General features: G+C 62.5%; 19 protein-coding genes. 18 read left to right on the top strand and 1 reads right to left on the bottom strand.

What is annotated here, in order from left to right:
• Window positions 1-6: 6 nt before the first annotated feature.
• The 15 genes from CPter91_RS11330 to CPter91_RS11400 are packed head-to-tail and all read left to right on the top strand — an operon-like array spanning window position 7 to window position 15478.
• The gene (locus CPter91_RS11330; RefSeq protein ID WP_231879911.1) at window positions 7-612 is read left to right on the top strand and encodes a COG4648 family protein; all 606 of its coding nucleotides are present in this window, start codon (window positions 7-9) and stop codon (window positions 610-612) included.
• Entirely contained in the window at window positions 605-2380 is a 1776-nt protein-coding gene (locus CPter91_RS11335; protein WP_061940254.1) for an ApeI family dehydratase, read from the top strand. The genes CPter91_RS11330 and CPter91_RS11335 overlap by 8 nt, the downstream gene beginning before the upstream one ends.
• On the top strand, window positions 2367-3185 hold the full coding sequence (locus CPter91_RS11340) for a glycosyltransferase family 2 protein (RefSeq protein ID WP_082792779.1): 819 nt from the start codon (window positions 2367-2369) through the stop codon (window positions 3183-3185). Before CPter91_RS11335 ends, CPter91_RS11340 begins: the two co-directional genes overlap by 14 nt.
• On the top strand, window positions 3182-4150 hold the full coding sequence (locus CPter91_RS11345) for an LpxL/LpxP family acyltransferase (protein WP_205631675.1): 969 nt from the start codon (window positions 3182-3184) through the stop codon (window positions 4148-4150). The genes CPter91_RS11340 and CPter91_RS11345 overlap by 4 nt, the downstream gene beginning before the upstream one ends.
• On the top strand, window positions 4137-5717 hold the full coding sequence (locus tag CPter91_RS11350) for an HAL/PAL/TAL family ammonia-lyase (RefSeq protein ID WP_082792780.1): 1581 nt from the start codon (window positions 4137-4139) through the stop codon (window positions 5715-5717). The genes CPter91_RS11345 and CPter91_RS11350 overlap by 14 nt, the downstream gene beginning before the upstream one ends.
• Window positions 5718-5727: 10 nt before the next feature.
• On the top strand, window positions 5728-6162 hold the full coding sequence (locus CPter91_RS11355) for an acyl-CoA thioesterase (protein WP_061940256.1): 435 nt from the start codon (window positions 5728-5730) through the stop codon (window positions 6160-6162).
• Window positions 6159-6788, top strand: a complete 630-nt coding sequence (locus CPter91_RS11360) for an outer membrane lipoprotein carrier protein LolA (protein WP_061940258.1) — start codon at window positions 6159-6161, stop codon at window positions 6786-6788. The genes CPter91_RS11355 and CPter91_RS11360 overlap by 4 nt, the downstream gene beginning before the upstream one ends.
• 52 nt (window positions 6789-6840) lie before the next feature.
• A complete protein-coding gene (locus CPter91_RS11365; RefSeq protein ID WP_061940260.1) occupies window positions 6841-9204 on the top strand; it encodes an MMPL family transporter in 2364 nt (787 codons plus the stop codon).
• Window positions 9204-10436, top strand: coding sequence for an NAD(P)/FAD-dependent oxidoreductase (locus CPter91_RS11370; RefSeq protein ID WP_061940262.1), 1233 nt, complete (start codon window positions 9204-9206; stop codon window positions 10434-10436). The genes CPter91_RS11365 and CPter91_RS11370 overlap by 1 nt, the downstream gene beginning before the upstream one ends.
• A complete protein-coding gene (locus CPter91_RS11375; protein ID WP_082792781.1) occupies window positions 10427-11062 on the top strand; it encodes a DUF3261 domain-containing protein in 636 nt (211 codons plus the stop codon). The genes CPter91_RS11370 and CPter91_RS11375 overlap by 10 nt, the downstream gene beginning before the upstream one ends.
• Before the next feature lie 13 nt (window positions 11063-11075).
• Complete coding sequence (locus CPter91_RS11380; protein ID WP_061940264.1) at window positions 11076-12263, top strand: beta-ketoacyl-ACP synthase; 1188 nt, start codon at window positions 11076-11078, stop codon at window positions 12261-12263.
• A complete protein-coding gene (locus tag CPter91_RS11385; RefSeq protein WP_061940266.1) occupies window positions 12260-12739 on the top strand; it encodes a hotdog family protein in 480 nt (159 codons plus the stop codon). The genes CPter91_RS11380 and CPter91_RS11385 overlap by 4 nt, the downstream gene beginning before the upstream one ends.
• Entirely contained in the window at window positions 12736-13515 is a 780-nt protein-coding gene (gene fabG / locus CPter91_RS11390) for a 3-oxoacyl-ACP reductase FabG (RefSeq protein WP_061940268.1), read from the top strand. Before CPter91_RS11385 ends, fabG begins: the two co-directional genes overlap by 4 nt.
• Complete coding sequence (locus CPter91_RS11395) at window positions 13512-14768, top strand: beta-ketoacyl-ACP synthase (protein WP_061940270.1); 1257 nt, start codon at window positions 13512-13514, stop codon at window positions 14766-14768. The genes fabG and CPter91_RS11395 overlap by 4 nt, the downstream gene beginning before the upstream one ends.
• 8 nt (window positions 14769-14776) lie before the next feature.
• Window positions 14777-15478, top strand: coding sequence for a 4'-phosphopantetheinyl transferase family protein (locus CPter91_RS11400; RefSeq protein ID WP_061940271.1), 702 nt, complete (start codon window positions 14777-14779; stop codon window positions 15476-15478).
• Between the two features lie 158 nt (window positions 15479-15636).
• Here CPter91_RS11400 and CPter91_RS11405 read toward each other — a convergent pair whose 3' ends face one another.
• On the bottom strand, window positions 15637-16161 hold the full coding sequence (locus CPter91_RS11405) for a polyhydroxyalkanoate granule-associated phasin (protein WP_061940273.1): 525 nt from the start codon (window positions 16159-16161) through the stop codon (window positions 15637-15639).
• A 251-nt stretch (window positions 16162-16412) separates the two neighbouring features.
• On the opposite strand from CPter91_RS11405, the gene surE reads away from it, so the two are divergent.
• The 3 genes from surE to CPter91_RS11420 all read left to right on the top strand — a co-directional run bounded on the left by surE (window position 16413) and on the right by CPter91_RS11420 (window position 19131).
• Window positions 16413-17150 (top strand): 5'/3'-nucleotidase SurE, encoded by a 738-nt coding sequence (gene surE, locus CPter91_RS11410; RefSeq protein WP_061940275.1) that lies wholly within the window; start codon window positions 16413-16415, stop codon window positions 17148-17150.
• A complete protein-coding gene (locus CPter91_RS11415; protein WP_061940277.1) occupies window positions 17147-18040 on the top strand; it encodes a protein-L-isoaspartate(D-aspartate) O-methyltransferase in 894 nt (297 codons plus the stop codon). Before surE ends, CPter91_RS11415 begins: the two co-directional genes overlap by 4 nt.
• Window positions 18041-18135: 95 nt before the next feature.
• On the top strand, window positions 18136-19131 hold the full coding sequence (locus tag CPter91_RS11420; RefSeq protein WP_061940279.1) for a peptidoglycan DD-metalloendopeptidase family protein: 996 nt from the start codon (window positions 18136-18138) through the stop codon (window positions 19129-19131).
• Window positions 19132-19141 lie beyond the last annotated feature (10 nt).

Raw genomic sequence — 19141 nt, forward strand, 5'->3', positions numbered from 1 at the left:
GATATCGTGCAGAATTTCTGGCGCCTGGCGCCGACCGCCGTCAGCGTGCTGCTTACCTTGCTCTATCCGCTTGCAATCTGGCTCGGACACGGCCGTGTCGAGCCGCGCTTGCTGGCCTTGCTGCTGGTGCTGGCGGCCGCAACGCGGCTGCCGACGCTTAAGCTCAAGCGCGCCAGCCGCTGGTGGCTGGCTGCCGCCTTGCTGCTGGCGGCAGCAGCGATCTGGAACAATGCCTTGCTGCCCTTGAAGCTATACCCGGTGCTGGTCAATCTTGGCATGCTGGCGCTGTTTGGCTACAGTTTGTACGCACCGCCTTCGATTATTGAGCGCATGGCGCGTCTGAGCGATCCCGCCTTGCCTGACTATGCGATTGCCTACACCCGGCGCGTGACTCAGGTATGGTGCGGTTTTTTCGTCATCAACGGCGCGCTGGCGCTGGTCACCGCGCTATGGGCCTCGGCCGCGCTATGGTCTTTGTACAACGGCGTGGTGGCTTATGTACTGATGGGCTGCCTGTTCGCCGGCGAATATCTGGTGCGCATGCTGGTCAAGCGCCGCCATGCCCGGCTTGCTTTGCAAGCGCTTGTGCAGCAGGGCGGCCAGCATGTCTGATCCGCGCAATCTGTTGACGCTGCTGAGCGAAGCCTCAGCTCATGTACAGCCGTTCGCCTGGCGCGATAGCCGGGCGCTGAGCTGGGATTATTTTCTGGCGCAAACGTCGGCCTGGCGCCAGCTGCTGGGGCGCCATCCTGGCAGCCGCTTCGCCCTCTACTGCAGCGACAGCGCGGAGTTTGCCTGCATCCTGTTCGGCGCCTGGCAGGCCGGCAAGACAGTCTATCTGCCAGGCGATGTGCTGCCTGCCACTTGTGCCAACCTGAGCGCATTGGTGGATGGCTATCTCGGCGAATTCCCGCCGCACCACGCTCCATTGGCGCTCCCGGCCGCAAGCGAATGCGAAGCGCCTTTGATGCATGATTTCAAGGCGCTGTCGCCGGATTTTCCCGGATTGGTGATCTTCACCTCCGGCAGTACCGGCGAACCGCAGGCGGTGCCGAAATACCTGTCGCAGCTGGCTACTGAAGTCGCCACCCTGGAACAGCTGTTCGGTGAGCGCGTTGGCGATGCCGACATCTTCGCCACCGTCTCGCACCAGCATATCTACGGTTTGTTGTTCAAGGTGCTGTGGCCGTTGAGCCAGCGGCGCGCGATCCATGCGCGGCAAGTCAACTTCCTCGAACAACTGCAATCTGGCGGCCGGCCGTTCATCCTGATTTCCAGTCCGGCCCATCTGAAGCGGCTGCCGGCCGAACTGGCTGCCGCTCAGGATTCGTCGCCGCTGGCCGCAATCCGCACCATCTTTTCCTCCGGCGGCCCGTTGCCGCAGGAGGTTGCCCTGGAAGCCGGGTCTCTGCTGGGATCTATCCCTGTCGAGGTGTACGGCAGTTCAGAAACCGGCGGCGTCGCCTGGCGTCAGCGCCGTGGTGATGACAGCGATGACGACAGCTGGCGGGTGATGCCGGCGATTGCCTGGCGCGTGGCGGCCGGCCAGGAGCTGCTGGAGATCCGTTCGCCGCATCTGCCGGACGCTGAATGGCATGCAATGGCCGACCAGGTGCAGGCGTTTGACACCCATCGTTTCCGCCTGCAGGGCCGCGTCGACCGCATCGTGAAAGTGGAGGAAAAGCGCATCTCGCTGGACGCGCTGGAACGCCAGCTCAAGGCACAGGCGGCGGTGGCCGACGCCAAGGTCTTGCTGCTGGATCAATCGGCAGCGCAGCCGCGGCAACGGATTGCCGCCTTTGTGGTGCTGTCCGCGGGCGGCCGCCGGATCCTCGCGGCACATGGCAAGCTGGCCTTGAACCGCCAGTTGCGCGACAGCATGGCGCACGCGGTCGAGCCGGTAGCGTTGCCGCGCAGCTGGCGTTACCTGGATGCCTTGCCACTCAATGCGCAGGGTAAAACTACACGCGCCGATTTGCTGGCGCTGTTGGAACCGCAAGAGCAGGCTGCCGCCGCCATACGGCCCACAATGCCGATCAGGCGCGTGCTGGAGCAAGATGCGCAGCGCGTCTTGCTGGAACTGGCGGTGCCGCCCGATCTGCTGTACTTCGACGGCCATTTCGCCGAGGCGGCGATCCTGCCCGGCGTGGTGCAAGTCGATTGGGCTGTCAGCTACGGCCGTGAATATTTCCCGCTGGCGCCGCAATTCCTGAGCATGCATGCGCTGAAATTCCAGCGCGTGATCACGCCCGGCATGGTGGTGCAGTTGGAGCTGCTGCACGACCTGCAAAAAAGCAGCCTGTCATTCCGCATGTTCTCTGCCGCCGGCCAGCACGCCGGCGGCCGTATCGCTTTTGGAGGCGCCCATGGGCCGCATTGAATCCGGCGCCGTTTCCGCCACCATTTTCGACACCGTTTCCAGCCCGGACCGCTTCACGCCCTGCGCCGTGATCCCGGTGTATAACCACGAACATGCCATCGGCGCAGTGGTGGCGGCAGTACTGGCGCGCGACCTCCCTTGCGTGCTGGTGGATGACGCCAGTTCACCAGCTTGCGCGGCGGTGCTGGATGCGCTGGCCGAAGCCGATCCGCAACGCATCACTTTGCTGCGCCATGCCGTCAACCGCGGCAAGGGCGGGGCGGTATTGACCGGTGTCCGGCATGCGGCGGCGGTTGGCTTCAGCCATGCGCTGCAAATCGACGCCGACGGCCAGCACTGTACCGACGATATCCCGCGTTTCCTGCAGCATGCCGCTGCTGCGCCGCATAGCCTGATCGCCGGCTGTCCGCAATACGACGACAGCGTACCCACCGTGCGCTTGTATGCTCGCTACCTGACCCATGTCTGGGTCTGGATCAATACCCTGTCGCTGGATATCAAGGATTCGATGTGCGGCTTCCGCGTCTATCCCTTGCCATCGCTGATCCGGCTGGCGCAGCGCAAGCAGCTGGGCGAACGCATGAACTTCGACATTGAAGTGCTGGTGCGTCTGTACTGGGACGGCGTCGCCATCGTCAACCTGCCGACCCGGGTTGCCTATCCGCTGGACGGCGTCTCGCATTTCCGCGCCGGCCTCGACAACCTCCTGATTTCGCGTCTGCATGCGACGCTGTTCTTCGGCATGCTATGGCGCGCGCCACGGCTGCTGGCGCGGCGTCTGCTGCCAAGGCGAGGTGCCGCATGAGCGTGAGACCAGCGCAGCCGCACTGGGCGCAGATCAATGAAGCCAGCTTCGTCGGCGGCATGCGCCTGCTGTTCTGGATTTACCGCATCGCCGGACGCTGGCCTTTCCGCATCGCCTTGTATCCGGTGCTGGGCTGGTATCTGCTGAGCAAGCCGGCGGCGCGGCAAGCCTCCATAGCTTATCTACAGCGTTTGTCCGCTTTCGATCCGGCGGTGGCCAGGATCAACCGCATCCGGCCGGGATTGCGCGGCGTGTTCCAGCATTTCGCTTCCTTTGCTGAAAACATCCTCGACAAGATGCTGCTGTGGGGCGGCCTGTTCAAGACTGCCGAGGTGGTCTCATTCGGACGCGAGCAGATGCTGGAGAACATACAGGCGCAACGCGGCGGCCTGCTGATCTGCGCCCATCTGGGCAATCTGGAACTGTGCCGGGTGCTGTCGCGGCAGCGGCAGGCCCTGCGGATCACGGTGCTGGTGCACACCAAGCATGCGCAGGCCTTCAACCGCCTGTTGGCAAAACTCGATCCGGACAGCCAGCTGAACCTGATGCAAGTGAGCGAGATGACACCTGCCACGGCGATGATCCTGGCGGAAAAGGTAGGCCGCGGCGAGTTCGTCGCCATCGCCGGCGACCGCATTCCGGTGTCGGCCGCGCCGCGCGTGGCGCGCGCTTCCTTCCTGGGTGAAAGCGCCGCGTTTCCGGTCGGCCCGTATGTGCTGGCGAGTCTGCTGCAATGCCCGGTCTACCTGTTGTTTTCGATGACCAAGAACGGCCATTCCGAATGCCATTTCGAACTGTTCCGCGAGGCGATCCGGCTGCCGCGCAAGGAGCGCGACCAGGTGCTGGATGAACTGGCGGCTGCGTATGCGGCCAGGCTGGAGCACTTTTGCTTGAGGGCGCCGCTGCAATGGTTCAATTTCTACGACTTCTGGCAATTATCTGGATACCAAGATGCTTCTCGCTGAACTGAAAGATTTTCCCCTGCCGGCTGCTGCCGATCAAGGCCGCACCGTCTGCTTCGACCAGGGACGTTTGACGATTGAAGACATCGTCGCCATTTCCTCCGGCGCCGCGCAGGTGAGCTTGTCCGAGGCGCCGGCGTTCCGCGCCGCGATTACCCGCGGCGCCGATTTCCTCGACCGCCTGCTGCGGGAGGACGGCACCATCTATGGCGTCACCACCGGCTACGGCGATTCCTGCACGGTCAACGTGCCGGCCGAGCTGATCCCTGAACTGCCGCATCATCTATACACCTATCACGGCTGCGGCCTGGGCGAGCTGTTCAGCCCGCCGCAAACGCGTGCCATCATGGCCGTGCGGTTGGCTTCGCTCAGCAAGGGTTATTCCGGCGTCAGTGTCGGCTTGCTGGAACAGATCACGCGCCTGCTGAAAGAAGATTTGCTGCCGCTGATTCCTTCCGAGGGTTCGGTTGGCGCCAGCGGCGACCTCACGCCTTTGTCTTACCTGGCCGCCGTATTGTGCGGCGAACGTGAAGTCTGGCGCGATGGCGCCAAGGTGCCCGCCGCTGAAGCCCTGACTGCAGCCGGCATTACGCCGCTGCGCCTGCGGCCGAAGGAGGGGCTGGCGATCATGAACGGCACTGCCGTCATGACCGCCCTGGCTTGCCTGGCTTACGACCGTGCCGAATACCTGGTGCGCATCGCCACCCGCATCACCGCCATGGCCAGCTTCGCGCTGGACGGCAATGCCCATCATTTCGACGAGACCCTGTTTGCGGTCAAGCCGCACGCCGGCCAGCAGCGCGTGGCCGCCTGGCTGCGCCAGGATCTGCCGACCAGCGATGCCCCGCGCAACCAGAAACGCCTGCAAGACCGCTATTCGATCCGCTGCGCGCCGCACGTGATCGGCGTACTGGCGGATGCCTTGCCTTGGATGCGCGAATCGATTGAGAACGAGCTCAACAGCGCCAACGACAATCCCATCATCGATGGCGAAAACGAGCGCGTGCTGCACGGCGGCCATTTTTATGGCGGCCATATCGCCTTCGTCATGGACAGCATGAAGAACGCGGTCGCCAACGTCGCCGATCTGCTGGACCGGCAGATGGCCTTGCTGGTCGACAGTCGCTACAACCATGGCTTGCCGGCCAACCTGTCCGGCGCCGAAGGTGCGCGCGCCAGCATCAACCATGGTTTGAAAGCGTTGCAGATCAGCGCTTCCGCCTGGACCGCGGAAGCACTCAAGCAAACCATGCCGGCCTCGGTGTTTTCGCGTTCCACAGAATGCCATAACCAGGACAAGGTCAGCATGGGCACCATCGCCGCCCGCGATTGCCTGCGCGTGCTGCAATTGACCGAGCAGGTGGTGGCGGCAATGCTGATCAGCGTGCGCCAGGGCGTCTGGCTGCGCAGCCGCCAGGACGGCGCCGCCCAGCCGCAACACCGGCTGCAACAGATGATGGAGTTGTTGGCGGTGGATATCGACGTCATCCGCGAAGACCGCATGCTGGAACCCGATCTGCGCCGCTTGCTGGAGCGGTTGCGCCTGCAACACTGGCAACTGTACGAATAAGCTCATGACAATGCACAAAGACAAGGCGCGCAGCCGCTGGTCGGCTGAACTGGAACTGCAGGTGCAGTTCTACGACCTCGATCCGATGGAAATCGTCTGGCATGGCAATTACGTCAAGTATATCGAGGCGGCGCGCTGCGCGCTGCTCGATACGATCGACTACAACTATCCGCAAATGCAGGCATCCGGCTACAGCTGGCCGATCATCGACCTGCACCTGCGCTACGCCCACCCGGCAACTTTCGGCCAACGCATCAAGGTCAGCGCCGCCATCATCGAATGGGAAAACCGTTTGCGGATCGAATACGTGATCTGCGACAGCGCCAGCGGCCAGCGCTTGACTCGCGGCACCACCACGCAGGTAGCGGTGGACCTGGCGACGCGCGAAATGTGTTTCGCCTCGCCGCCGGTCTTGTTTCAAAAACTAGGAATCGAACCAGCATGAAAGCACACAACGCATTCAGCCCACGCAGTATTCTCATGGCCGTCCTGTTGGCTGCCGCGGCATGCTCCGCATTTGCCGCCGCCCCGGTCGACAAGATCCAGGCGATGCTGGCGCGGCCGCCGGTGCTGTGTGGCCGCTTCGATCAGAGCAAGCAGTTGGTCGGCATCAAGAAGCCGCTGCTGTCCAACGGCCGTTTCTGCGTGGTGAGCGGCAAGGGTGTCTTGTGGCGCACCTTGCAGCCGTTTCCGAATACGCTGCGCCTGACGCGCGACGAAATCGTGCAGATGCAGGGCGACCGCGTCGCCATGCGCATGGATGCCAAGCAGGAACCGGTAGTCAAGATGATCAATGGCGTGCTGTTTTCTCTACTGGCCGGCGACCTCAGCCAGCTGGAAACCTTGTTTGAACTGGACGGCAGCGTCACCGGCAACAGCTGGAACGTCGCCCTGAAAGCCCGCCAGCCGGCGCTGGCCAAGGCCATCGGCACGCTGGCGCTGAGCGGCGGCGCTTACGTCAAGACCGTCACGATCAATGAAGCCAGCGGCGACCGCACTGAAATCAGCTTCTCCGGCCTGCAAAGCGGCAGCAGCGCCATGACAGCGGAAGAGGGGGCTGCGCTTGAGTAATTCCGGCCCAGGGCCACAGTCGGCCTACAGTTGGTCCAGGCGTCTGGCCCTGATGTGGGTGCTGGCGGTGGGCTTGCTGCTGGCGCATAACGGCTACCTGTGGCTGGTCAAGGGCGTGGTCCCGGATACCGATATCCTGGCGCTGTTGCCGGTGCAGCAGCGCGACCCGGTCCTGCAGCAAGCCTTCACGCATATGGTCGACGCTGCCCAGCAGCGCGTCATTGTGCTGGTCGGCGCCGATGACTGGGAACACGCCCGCAGCGCCGCCAATGCCTACAATGCGGTGCTCGCCAAGCATGCCGATGTGCTGCAAACCGGCATGCAGCTGTCGGAGCAAAGCCAGCAAGACTGGCTGGCGCCGTCGCAGCAGATGCGGCTCAGCCTGCTGACGCCGTCGCAGCAGGACGCGCTGCGCGCGCAGCCCGCTAAATACTGGTCCGATACGGCGTTACAACAGCTGTACAGCCCGTTTTCCGGCCCCAAGCTGGGCGCCTGGCAAGACGATCCTTTCGGCCTGTTCAGCGGCTGGGTGCAGGCACGTGCGCAGGAAACCCCGGTGCGTCCGCGCGACGGCTACCTGTTCGTGGAAGACAAGGGTCGTCCTTATATCGTGCTGCTGATGACCTTGCGCCAGCCGGCGTTTTCGATGGCTACCCAGCGTGCGGTGCTGCCCTTGCTGGAACAGGCCGGCGCGGCCGCGCGCCAGGCGGTGCCTTCCGTGGAACTGGTCAGCGCCGGCGTGGTGCTGCATGCGGGCGCCGGCAGTGCCCAGGCCAGTCGTGAAATGTCGACCATCGGCGTCGGCTCGCTGCTCGGCATCATTCTGCTGATGTGGCTGACCTTCCGCTCGCTGCGGCCGATAGGCCTGATCATGCTGTCGATCGCGGTCGGCTGCCTGGGTGCCTTTTCCGTGTGCTGGCTGATCTTCGGCCAGGTGCACCTGCTGACGCTGGTGTTCGGCGCCAGCCTGATCGGCGTGGCGCAGGACTACGGCATCTACTTCCTGTGTAACCGGGTGTCGGCCGATCGCAAGCTGGATTCCCGGCAGCTGCTGCGGCGCCTGATGCCGGGTCTGCTATTGACGCTGACCGCCGCTGTGATCGGCTATGTCGGCCTGGCGCTGACGCCGTTTCCCGGCTTACGGCAGATGGCGCTGTTTTCGGTGATCGGCCTGCTGTTTGCCTGGCTCACCGTGATTTTCTGGTTTCCGGCGCTGGTCAGCGCAGCGACGCTGAACAGTTCAAGCTTTGCCGCATGGTTCGGCCAGACCCGCCGCCATTGGCCCTTGCTGAAATGGAATGGGGCAAGCTTGCTGGCGCTACTGCTGTTTGCCAGCTTTGCGCTGACCGGCATTGCCCGCCTCAAAGTGAATGACGACATACGCTCATTGCAGACCCCGCCCAAAGCTTTGCTGGCGGACCAGATCAAGCTCGGCAAGCTGCTCGATGCGCCAACCCCGGTGCAGTTCTACCTGGTGCGCGGCGCCAGCGCGGAACAGGTATTGCAACGGGAAGAAGCGCTCAAGCAAAAGCTGGAGCCGTTGATCGCCAGGCATGTCATCAGCGGTTACCAGGCAATGTCCAGCTGGACGCCGTCGCTGCAGGCGCAACAAGCCAACCGCACCCTGGTGACGCAGGCCTTGCTGGCGCCGGACGGCCCCTTGAAGGCAGTGGCTGCGCAGTTGGGCGAGGACCAAGGCTGGATCAGGCAGATGCGCGAACGCGCGTTGAGCGGCGCTGCCAGCGCCAACGGCGGCCAGGCGCTGACGCCGGAAGCTTTCCTGAAAACCGCCGCCAGCGAACCGTCGCGCCATCTGTGGCTAGGCAAGGTGGATAGCCCGGAGGGCGCTATCTATGCCAGCATCGTCGCTTTGCGCGGCGTCGACAATTATGCCAACCTGCCGCTCTTGCAACAGGCCGGCGAGCAGTTGGCCGGCGTGCAGTGGGTGGACAAGGTCAGTGAAATATCCTCAGTGCTGGGACATTACCGGCAATATATGGGCTGGGTCTTGCTCGGCGCGTATGCCGCAATCTACATGTTGCTGTTTGCGCGCTACCGCTTCGCCGCCTGGCGCGTGCTGGCGCCGCCGGCCCTGGCCAGCATCGCCACCCTGGCCGTGCTTGGCCTCATCGGCCAGCCTTTGCAGCTGTTCCATGTGCTGGCGCTGATGCTGATTCTCGGCCTCGGCGTCGACTATGGCATTTTCATGCAAGAGCAAAGCCTGCAGCGCGACCGCTTTGCCTGGCTTACAGTCGGCCTGTCGGCCGCCAGCGCCTTGCTCTCGTTCGGCTTGCTGGCGTTGTCGGGAACGCCGCCGCTGCATGCTTTCGGATTCACGATGTTGATCGGAATTGCGGTTGTCTGGATGATCGCACCATGTTTTAGCCAAGATTCGCCAAAGGAAGAAAAGCAATAATGAATGCAAGAATTGAGCAATGCGATGTTTTGGTGATCGGCGCCGGTCCGGCAGGATCGGTAGCGGCTGCCTTGCTGTTGAAGCAGGGACGCCAGGTGCTGGTGCTGGAACGCGAACAGTTCCCGCGCTTTAGCATCGGCGAGAGCCTGCTGCCGCAAAGCATGGAGTACCTGGAACAAGCCGGCATGCTGCAAGCTGTGGTGGAAGCCGGGTTCCAGTACAAGAATGGCGCCGCCTTTGTACGCGGCGAGCGCTACACCGATTTCGATTTCCGCGACAAGCATTCTGCCGGCTGGGGCACCACCTATCAGGTCCAGCGCGCCAGTTTTGACCACGTGCTGGCCAAGGAGGCCGAGCGCCAGGGCGCGGAAGTGCGCTACCAGCACACTGTCACGGCATTCGATCAGGAAGGCAGCAAGCCGCGCGTCACCGTGCGCCATGCCGACGGCAGCGAATACATCGTGGAAGCCGGTTTTGTGCTGGACGCCAGCGGTTTCGGCCGGGTCTTGCCGAAGCTGCTGCAGCTGGAAACGCCGTCCAATTTTCCTGTGCGCGGCGCGATTTTCACGCACATTGAGGATGGCGTTGCCGCAGGCGGCTTCGACCGCAACAAGATCCGCATCACGGTCCACCCGGAACATTGCGATGTCTGGTACTGGCTGATCCCGTTTGCCGGCGGCCGCTGTTCCATCGGCGTGGTGGCGGAGACCAAGTTCCTGGAGCAGTTCAAGGGTAGCGAAACCGAACGCCTGCAGGAACTGGTGATGCAGGATCCAGCCTCGCGTGCGCTGCTGAAAGACGCGCGCTGGGATACGCCGGCGCGCCAGATTGTCGGCTATTCGGCCAACGTCAAGTCCCTGTGGGGCAAGGGCTACGCCTTGCTGGGCAACGCCGGCGAATTCCTCGACCCGGTGTTCTCTTCCGGCGTGACAATTGCCGTCAAGTCGGCCAGCCTGGCTGCCGCCGTCTTGCAGCGCCAGTTTGCCGGCGAGAGTGTCGACTGGGAGAACGAATATGCCGTACCTCTCAAAAAAGGGGTGGACGCTTTTCGCACCTTTGTCGAATCCTGGTATTCCGGCGGCTTCCAGAAAGTGATCTTTTATGAACGGCAGCAGCCGGAAGTGCGCCGCATGATCGCAGCGATCCTGGCCGGCTATGCCTGGGACGAGAGCAATCCCTATGTCAAGGAAAGCAAGCGCCGCCTCAACACACTGGAGGAAATATGCAGCTAGGCCGGATGCAGCTGGCTGGCTGGCGTGGTCTCGGCTTGCCGCTGAGCGCGCTGCTGCTGGCTGCCTGCACCACGCAGCCAGTTAGCCAGGCGCCGGCCCGGCTTGGATTGAAGCTGGCGCCGGCGACGCTGGGCGCCAATATCAGCCTGCAGCAGCATTTGACCGTGGAGCGCAACGGCCGCACCGACCAGCTGGACGCGGCGCTGGAGATCGATGCGCAGCAGTTCAATATGGTGGGACTGGCGTTCGGCCAGCGTGTCCTGACCTTGCACTATGATGGCCAGACCTTGCAGTCCTGGCGCCATCCCATGTTGCCGTCGCAGGTGCGGGCCGAGGACGTGCTGGAAGATAGCCAGCTGACCTTGTGGCCGCTGGCGGCGATCCGCGCGGCGCTGCCGGCTGGCTGGGACATCCAGCAGCAAGGCCAGACGCGTACCTTGTCGCTACAGGGCGAGCCGGTGATGGTGATCAACTACAGTGCGGACAGCAAGAGCGCGCCCTGGAGCGGCAAGATGGAATTGAACAATCTGCGCTACCACTATCGCCTGACGATCGAGTCGGTCAGCGATGCTGCCGACGATGCGCCCGTCGGTCCTATGATCAACGCAACCCCTTCGGCGCCTTAATTAGAAAAACAGCATGGTCTATCTCAATCAGCTCGGCATGATCTGTGCGCTCGGCGACAACCACGCCGAGATCAGCCGTCGCCTGTTCGCCGGCGACAGCGGTGTCGCCATGACGCGCCGTCATTCGCCCGAGCGGGAACTGGCGCTGGGTTGCGTCGACGCGACTTTGTCAGATGCGCTGCCGGATATCGAGGTGCTGCCTTTGCCGCATCGCAGCCGCAACAACCAGCTGGCGCTGGCCGCGCTGGCGCAGATCAGGCCGCAGGTCGATGCCGCCATACAGCGCTTTGGCGCCAGCCGGGTGGCGATCGTGCTCGGCACCAGCACTTCCGGCATCGCTCAGACCGAGGCGGCGTTTCGCTATCGCCGGGAAAACGGCGGCTTTCCGGCCGGGTTCAGCTATGCGCAGCAGGAAATGGCGTCGCCGGCCACCATGCTGGCCGCCGAACTGGGCACCAGCGGCCCGGCCTATGTGCATTCCAGCGCCTGCGCCTCAAGCAGCAAGGCGATGGCGAGCGCGGCGCGCCTGCTCAATATGGGCGTTTGCGACGCCGTGCTGAGCGGCGGCGTCGATTCGCTGTGCGCGTTTACGGTAGCCGGCTTTGCCGCACTGGAATCGGTCAGCGTGGCGCGTTGCAATCCCTTTAGCGCCAATCGCAACGGCATCAATATCGGCGAGGGCGCCACACTGTTCCTGATGACCAGGGACGAGGCGACAGTCAGCTTACGCGGCTGGGGCGAATCCTCCGACGGCTATCATATTTCCGCGCCGGACCCGTCCGGCAACGGCGCCCGCAGCGCCATCGAGCAGGCGCTGGCGCGCGCCGGCCTGGCCCCGGCGCAATGCGACTACATCAACTTGCATGGTACGGCGACGGTGCAGAATGACGCCATGGAAGGGCGTGTGATCGCAGCCCTGTTCGGCGACCAGGTCGCGCTCAGTTCAACCAAGCCGTTCACCGGCCATGCCTTGGGCGCGGCCGGTGCGGTCGAGGCGGGCTTGTGCTGGCTGGCGATGCAGGACAACAATCCGCAAGGTTGCCTGCCGCCGCACTTGTGGGACGGCGTGGCCGATGCCCAGCTGCCGTCGCTCAATCTGCTGCCCCCTGGCGCCCGGCTGGGGCACCCCCTGCGCTGGGCTCTGAGTAACTCGTTTGCCTTTGGCGGCGCCAACGCCAGCCTGCTGCTGGGGCGTGCATGATGGACGATTCGACTGTGTTTGAAAACCTGGACATCCGCAGCCTGCTGCCGCATTCCGGCCGCATGGTGTTGCTGGACCGCCTGCTGCACGCAGGCGCCGAAGAACTGCAGGCAGAGGTGACGATCCGCGCCGACAGCTTGTTTTGCCAGCCGCATGGCGTACCGGCCTGGGTCGGCGTCGAGTATATGGCGCAGGCGATTGCAGCCTATGCCGGCTATTCGGCAAAACAGCGGGGCGAGAGTGTCAAGATCGGTTTCCTGCTCGGCACGCGCCGCTACGAAGCCGCCTGCGCCGAATTTGCCATCGGTAGCGTGCTGCAGGTACAGGTACAGAAATTGCTGCAGGCGGATAACGGTATCGGTTCCTTCGAATGCCATATCCGCGCCAGTACGAATATGCTGCAACTGGCCAGTGCCACCATTACCGTATTCCAGCCGGCTGATGCGGCTGTTTTTCTAGAAGGAAGTACTGAATGACGTCGGAATTGAATACTGCCGCAGGTCCGGCTGCGACCCCGCTTGCGGGGTTGAATAAAACCGTGCTGGTGACCGGCTCCAGCCGCGGCATCGGCAAGGCCATCGCCTTGCGGCTGGCGCGCGACGGCTACGATATCGTCTTGCACTGCCATCAGCAACGCGCAGCCGCTGATGCGGTGGCGCAGACGGTGCGCGAACTGGGCGCGCAGGCGCGCGTATTGCAGTTTGATATAGGGGACCGTCAGCTTACTGCCGATATTCTATTGGTCGACGTCGAGCAGCACGGCTGCTATTACGGCGTGGTGTGCAATGCCGGCGTCGCGCGAGATAACGCTTTTCCGGCGATGCCGGGCGAGGATTGGGACTTGGTCCTGAAGACCAATCTGGACGGTTTCTACAATGTCCTCAATCCGCTGGTGATGCCCTTGGTGCAGCGCCGCGCGGCTGGCCGCATCGTTACGCTGGCCTCGGTCTCCGGACTGATAGGCAACCGCGGCCAGGTCAACTACAGCGCCGCCAAGGCCGGCATCATCGGCGCCACCAAGGCGCTGGCGATCGAGCTGGCCAAGCGCAACATCACGGTCAATTGCGTCGCGCCGGGGCTGATAGAAACTGACATGATCGATGGCGTGCCGCTGGACGAGGCACTCAAGATGATTCCCGCGCGCCGTGTCGGCAAGCCGGAGGAGGTGGCGGCAGCCGTGGCTTTCCTGCTGCATCCGGATGCGGCCTATATCACGCGCCAGGTCATCTCGGTGAATGGAGGCATGGCATGACGGCCGCAGCAAGGCATGACGCAAGCGCGCGCCGTGTGGTGGTGACAGGCATGGCCGGCATCAGCCCGATCGGCAACGACTGGGATGCGATCCGCAGCCATCTCGGCAGCTATCGCAATGCCGTCGTTCGTATGCATGAATGGGCCGACTACGATGGCTTGAACACGCAGCTGGGGGCGCCGGCCGCCGAATTTGCATTGTCGGAACGTTATAACCGCAAGACCACCCGCAGCATGGGCCGGGTGGCGCTGATGGCGACGCGCGCCAGCGAACTGGCCTTGATCGATGCCGGCTTGATCGACGATCCCTTGCTGAAAAGCGGCGTCTGCGGTGTCGCCTACGGTTCGTCCGCCGGCACGCCGGCGGCGATCGGCGATTTTGGCCGCATGATGGAAGAACGCAGCACCCGCGGCATCAACGCCACTACTTATATCAAGATGATGGCGCATACCGCCCCGGTCAATATCGGCGTGTTTTTTGGCATCACCGGCCGCGTCATCACCACCTCCAGCGCCTGCACCTCCGGCAGCCAGGGCATAGGCTATGCCTACGAAGCGATCCGCAGCGGCCGCCAGCAGGTGATGGTGGCTGGTGGCGCCGAAGAACTGTGCGCCACCGAAGCCGCGGTGTTCGACACCTTGTTTGCCACCAGCATCCGCAACGATACGCCGGCCATGACACCGAGTCCGTTCGACCGCAGCCGCGACGGCCTGGTGATCGGCGAGGGCGCCGGTACGCTCATCCTGGAAGACTACGACCATGCGCGCGCCAGAGGCGCCAGAATGTATGCGGAAATCGTCGGCTTCGGCACCAACAGCGACGGCTGCCATGTCACCCATCCCAATGCCGACACCATGCAGGTGGCGATGACGCTGGCGCTGGCGGATGCCGGCCTGCCGCCGTCGGCCATCGGCTATATCAACGCCCACGGCACCGGCACCGAGCAGGGCGACATTGCCGAATCGCACGCCACTGCGGCTGTGTTCGGCGGCAACACCGCCATCAGCTCACTGAAGAGCTATACCGGCCATACGCTCGGCGCTTGCGGCGCGCTGGAAGCCTGGGTCAGCATCGAGATGATGCGCAGCGGCTGGTTCGCGCCGACCATCAACCTGCAGCAGCTCGATCCGCTGTGCGCCGAGCTGGACTATATCGTCGGCGAGGGGCGCGAGCTGCAATGCGAATATGTGATGTCGAACAATTTTGCGTTTGGCGGCATCAATACTTCGCTGATTTTCAAACGCCTGGACTGAGCCCGCCCGTGCCGTCCGCTGTCATCTGGCTACTCGATGCGAATGCGCTGAGCGAAAATGACTGCGATGGTTTGCCGGCTTATCTGAGCGAGCCTGAACTGTTGCGCTACCGGCGCTTCCTGCGGCCGCTGCGCCAGCGTGAATTTCTGCTGGGACGGATGGTGCTGCGCTTTGCAATCGCCCAGCTGACAGGCATCGCTTTCGAGGCGATCGAGATGATCGAACGCCAAGGCAGGGCGCCGCGGCTGCAATTGCCGCCTGCATGCTCTCTAACCCCGCACTTCAGCGTGTCGCACAGCCGGGGCTGGGTCGCCTGCGCGGCCAGTGTCGATACACCGCTGGGCGTCGATATCGAAGCCCAGGATGGCGGACGCGACGTCGAGGCGCTGGCCCGCAGCGCTTTTTCCGCGGCAGAGAGCGACTGGTTATCCGGCCTTCCCGCTGATCAAAAAACAGAGGCGTTTTATGCGCTGTGGAGCAGCAAGGAAGCGCTATATAAACTGATGTCGAATCAAGATGAAGAGGCCGTGTTGCCGGAATTGGTGGCTACCGGCTTGCGCTTGCAGTCAGGGCCGGGCTGGCATGCGCGCAACTGGTCGCAGCAAGGTTTTTCCTTGTCATTTTGCAGCCGTGATCCGTTGGCTGCGGTCGAGCAGCATCGCCTTTACGGCGCCGCGTCCGATGGCTGGCGCCAGCAATTGGGCGTTTAAAGATCCACCATTCGCTTGGAACGTTTATTTCTGTCCGTTGTATTGCTGACAGCAGGGAAGGGCTGAATCCAGGTGTGTGGAGCCGGCAAGCAGGTGACCCACTGTGCTCGGCAAAAAAAGAGTCTCGATCCTGAGTCTCGCCGACGTATCAAGCCGCCTTAGAGCTTCTTCAGCCGCTTTGCATTCGCCGTAGCCCGTGCATGAAGCGGCTGCAAGCCCGTCTGCGCAATATCCGCCAGCGAGGTATTGAACTGCGACACTGCCTCAGCCGAGCTGAGCATGGTGTCATGCGCCAGCTTGTTTTGCCGGTGTCCCGACTGGTGCAAATTGCTGCTGCTGGCGACCGACATCAGATTGACGGCGCCGTTCAGCATTTGCTGGATGGCCAGCCGTGCGGCGTCCTGATGCATGCTCATCATGCGGATCGCCATGGCGTGTGCGGATTCGGCAATGGCTTCGATTTTTTCCTGGCTCATCAGGTTGAATTCGTTGCGGTCGCGCTGGCTGGGCGCAGGGCCGGCCATGGCCATGCGTGCGGTGCGGTGGCCGATTACCTGCGCCGATGCGCTCATCATTTCTCCGGTTTGCAACATCAGGTCGGTCCATGCATTGATGGAAGCTGCGGGGCTGCTGAAACTGTCGGGAGTGATGGCGATGGGATTGCGGACGCGGTACGATTTCATGGTGACTCCTTGGTGGTCTGACGACGGCAAGCGGCGGTGTGCTCATCCGAGTAGTCTTGATAGCGCTAACAATACCTGCTTTTATTCCCGGATTGGGGCTTTTTTGTGGCGCTGCAACATAATTTTGCAATTGAGCTGTTTTCGTGCTGTAAAAGCAACTAAACAATGACTGAAAGTGTCTCATAGAGGTAGTTCGTTAAATTTCCCAAATCTTCATAAATCAGTAACATTGCTTCAGGTAAAATCCGAGTATGAAAATTTTGATCAGTAACGACGATGGTTACTTGGCGCCGGGTATTATTGCCTTGGCCAATGCATTGGCGCCGATTGCGGAAATCGTCGTGGTAGCCCCGGACAGCAATCGTTCCGGCTCCTCCAATTCCCTGACCCTGGACCGTCCTTTGTCTGTCCAGCGCGCCGAAAACGGTTTCTATTTCATTAACGGCACACCGTCCGACTGCGTGCACGTGGCATTGACCGGGTTGTTGAATTTTCGTCCCGACCTGATCGTGTCCGGCATCAACCAGGGCCAGAACATGGGTGACGATACCCTATATTCCGGCACCGTGGCGGCCGCCACCGAGGGGTTCCTGTTCGGTATTCCGGCAATCGCTTTTTCGCAGTTGCACAAAGGCTGGGACGAACTGGACGCGGCGGCCATGGTGGCGCGCGAAATTGTCGAGCGTCGTTTCGATAACCTGCCGCAGCCTTATTTGCTGAATGTCAATATTCCCAACTTGCCTTACGACCAGCTCAAGCCCGCCTTGGCGACACGGCTCGGCAAGCGGCATGAGTCGGAATCGGTGATCAAGGCGCAGGACCCGCATGGCCGCGACATTTATTGGATCGGACCACCTGGCGGCGCGCGCGATGCCGGCGAAGGCACCGATTTCCATGCCACCGCCAACGGCCATGTTTCGATCACGCCGCTGCAGATCGATCTGACGCATGCGACCCAGCTGGCCGCGCTGAGGAAAGACTTGTCATGACCGACAAGGCGAAGCGTTTTCCGTTGCAGCTGTCATCGGTAGTCGACAAGAAGCCTGCCACCGACCGCAGTAACCGCAGCGTGGCGACGCCGCAGACTGCGACCAAGAACGCCGCCTGGGAAAATTCGCGCAACACGCCGCGCAGCGGCGCCGCACCTTCAGCGCCGCCGCCAAAACCGGCGTCTGCCGCCAACAAGCCGATGGTGCGTCCGAGCGAGACCGCCAGCCATGTTGATCGCTCCAGTTCGATGGTGTCCGACGGCGTGCGCAAAGCCATGGTGGCGCGCGTCGCCAAGCAGGGGGTGACTGACCCCAGGGTGCTGGCCGCGATGGAAAGCGTGCCGCGCCACATGTTCATGGAACCCGGCCTGTCGAGCCAGGCATATATCGATGCCTCCTTGCCGATTGGCCATCACCAAACTATTTCGCAGCCGTATATCGTGGCGCGCATGATTGAGATCATGCGCGACAACCAGCACGGCGGCGTTCTCAACCGGGTGCTGGAAATCGGCACCGGCTGCGGCTACCAGGCGGCGGTGCTGTCGCTGGTGGCGAAGGAAGTGTATTCGATCGAACGCATCAAGCCCTTGCATGAACTGGCGCGCAGCAACTTGCGTCCGCTGCGGATCGCCAACATCCGTTTGCATTACGGAGATGGTATGCTTGGGCTGCCGCAGGTGGCGCCTTTCGACGGTATCATCCTGGCGGCGGCGGGGCTTGAAGTGCCGCAGGCATTATTGGATCAGATGACGATCGGCGGCCGTCTGGTGGCGCCGGTTGGTTCCCGTCACCAGGTTTTGCAGCTGATCCAGCGTACCGGTAAATTCGATTGGACCAGCACCACCATGGAAGACTGTCATTTTGTGCCTTTGCGTGCCGGCACGGTGTGAGGATGGCTCGCAGCGCCGCCGGCGAAACATATTGACGAATAAATTGACGAACAATCAGCGACTCAGTCGCACATACTAATATCAATGTAATGAGAATGAAGAAAACTCGCTTTATAGCTTTGGGTGTAATGATTGCCACGCTGGCAGCGTGTACCACTCCGCGTACTCCCGCTCCGGTAGTCGAGCGCCGCAGCGGCGGCAATGTGGCCTCCACCGGGACCGCCGCCACCGAGGCGCCGCGCGCAGCTGACGGACATGGTTCTTACACGGTCAAGCAAGGCGATACCTTGTACCGGATCGCACTGGAATTCGGTCAAAGCTATCGTGACATCGTGGCTTGGAACAAGCTGGAAAACGCCAACGACATCAAGGTCGGGCAGGTGCTCCGCGTGCAACCGCCTGACGCCAGCTCTGGCGCGGCTGGCGGCGCTCAGATGGCCAGCGTGGGGTCCGGTTCCGGCGTTGAGGTAAGGTCCTTGGGTTCGGCGCCATCCTCGGCATCGCCGACATCGGCAGCCGGCGGCGGCAGCGCCGCCAACAAGAGCGGACCGCGCGGCGACAAGCGCCCTTATTCCGACGCGGCACTGGCGGAATTGCAGAAACCGGATGCGCCATCCTCCAGCGACGCCCCGAAAGCTGTTGCACCGGCAGTTGCGGCATCGACCGCGGCAGCCGCGGCAGCCAGCACGCCAGCCGCCTCGGCGCCGGCGGCCTCTGGCGATGAAGATAAAGTGGACTGGATGTGGCCGGCCGAAGGCAAGCAGGTTGGCGCTTTCGACCAGGGTAAGAAAGGCATCGATATTGCCGGTAAATCAGGGCAATCGGTAGTGGCGGCGGCCGGCGGTAAAGTGATGTATGCGGGTAGTGGTATCCGCGGCTACGGTAATTTGGTTATCATCAAACATACTAGTAGCTTGTTGTCCGCATACGCGCATAATAAGACCATTCTGGTGAAGGAAGGCCAGACCGTAAGCAAGGGCCAGAAAATTGCCGAGATGGGAAATTCGGACAGCGACGTGGTCAAGTTGCATTTCGAAATTCGTCAGCAAGGCAAACCTGTGGATCCATCGAAATTCCTACCGAACCGCTAAATGAGCGCTA

Source organism: Collimonas pratensis, assembly GCF_001584185.1.
GTDB lineage: Bacteria > Pseudomonadota > Gammaproteobacteria > Burkholderiales > Burkholderiaceae_D > Collimonas > Collimonas pratensis.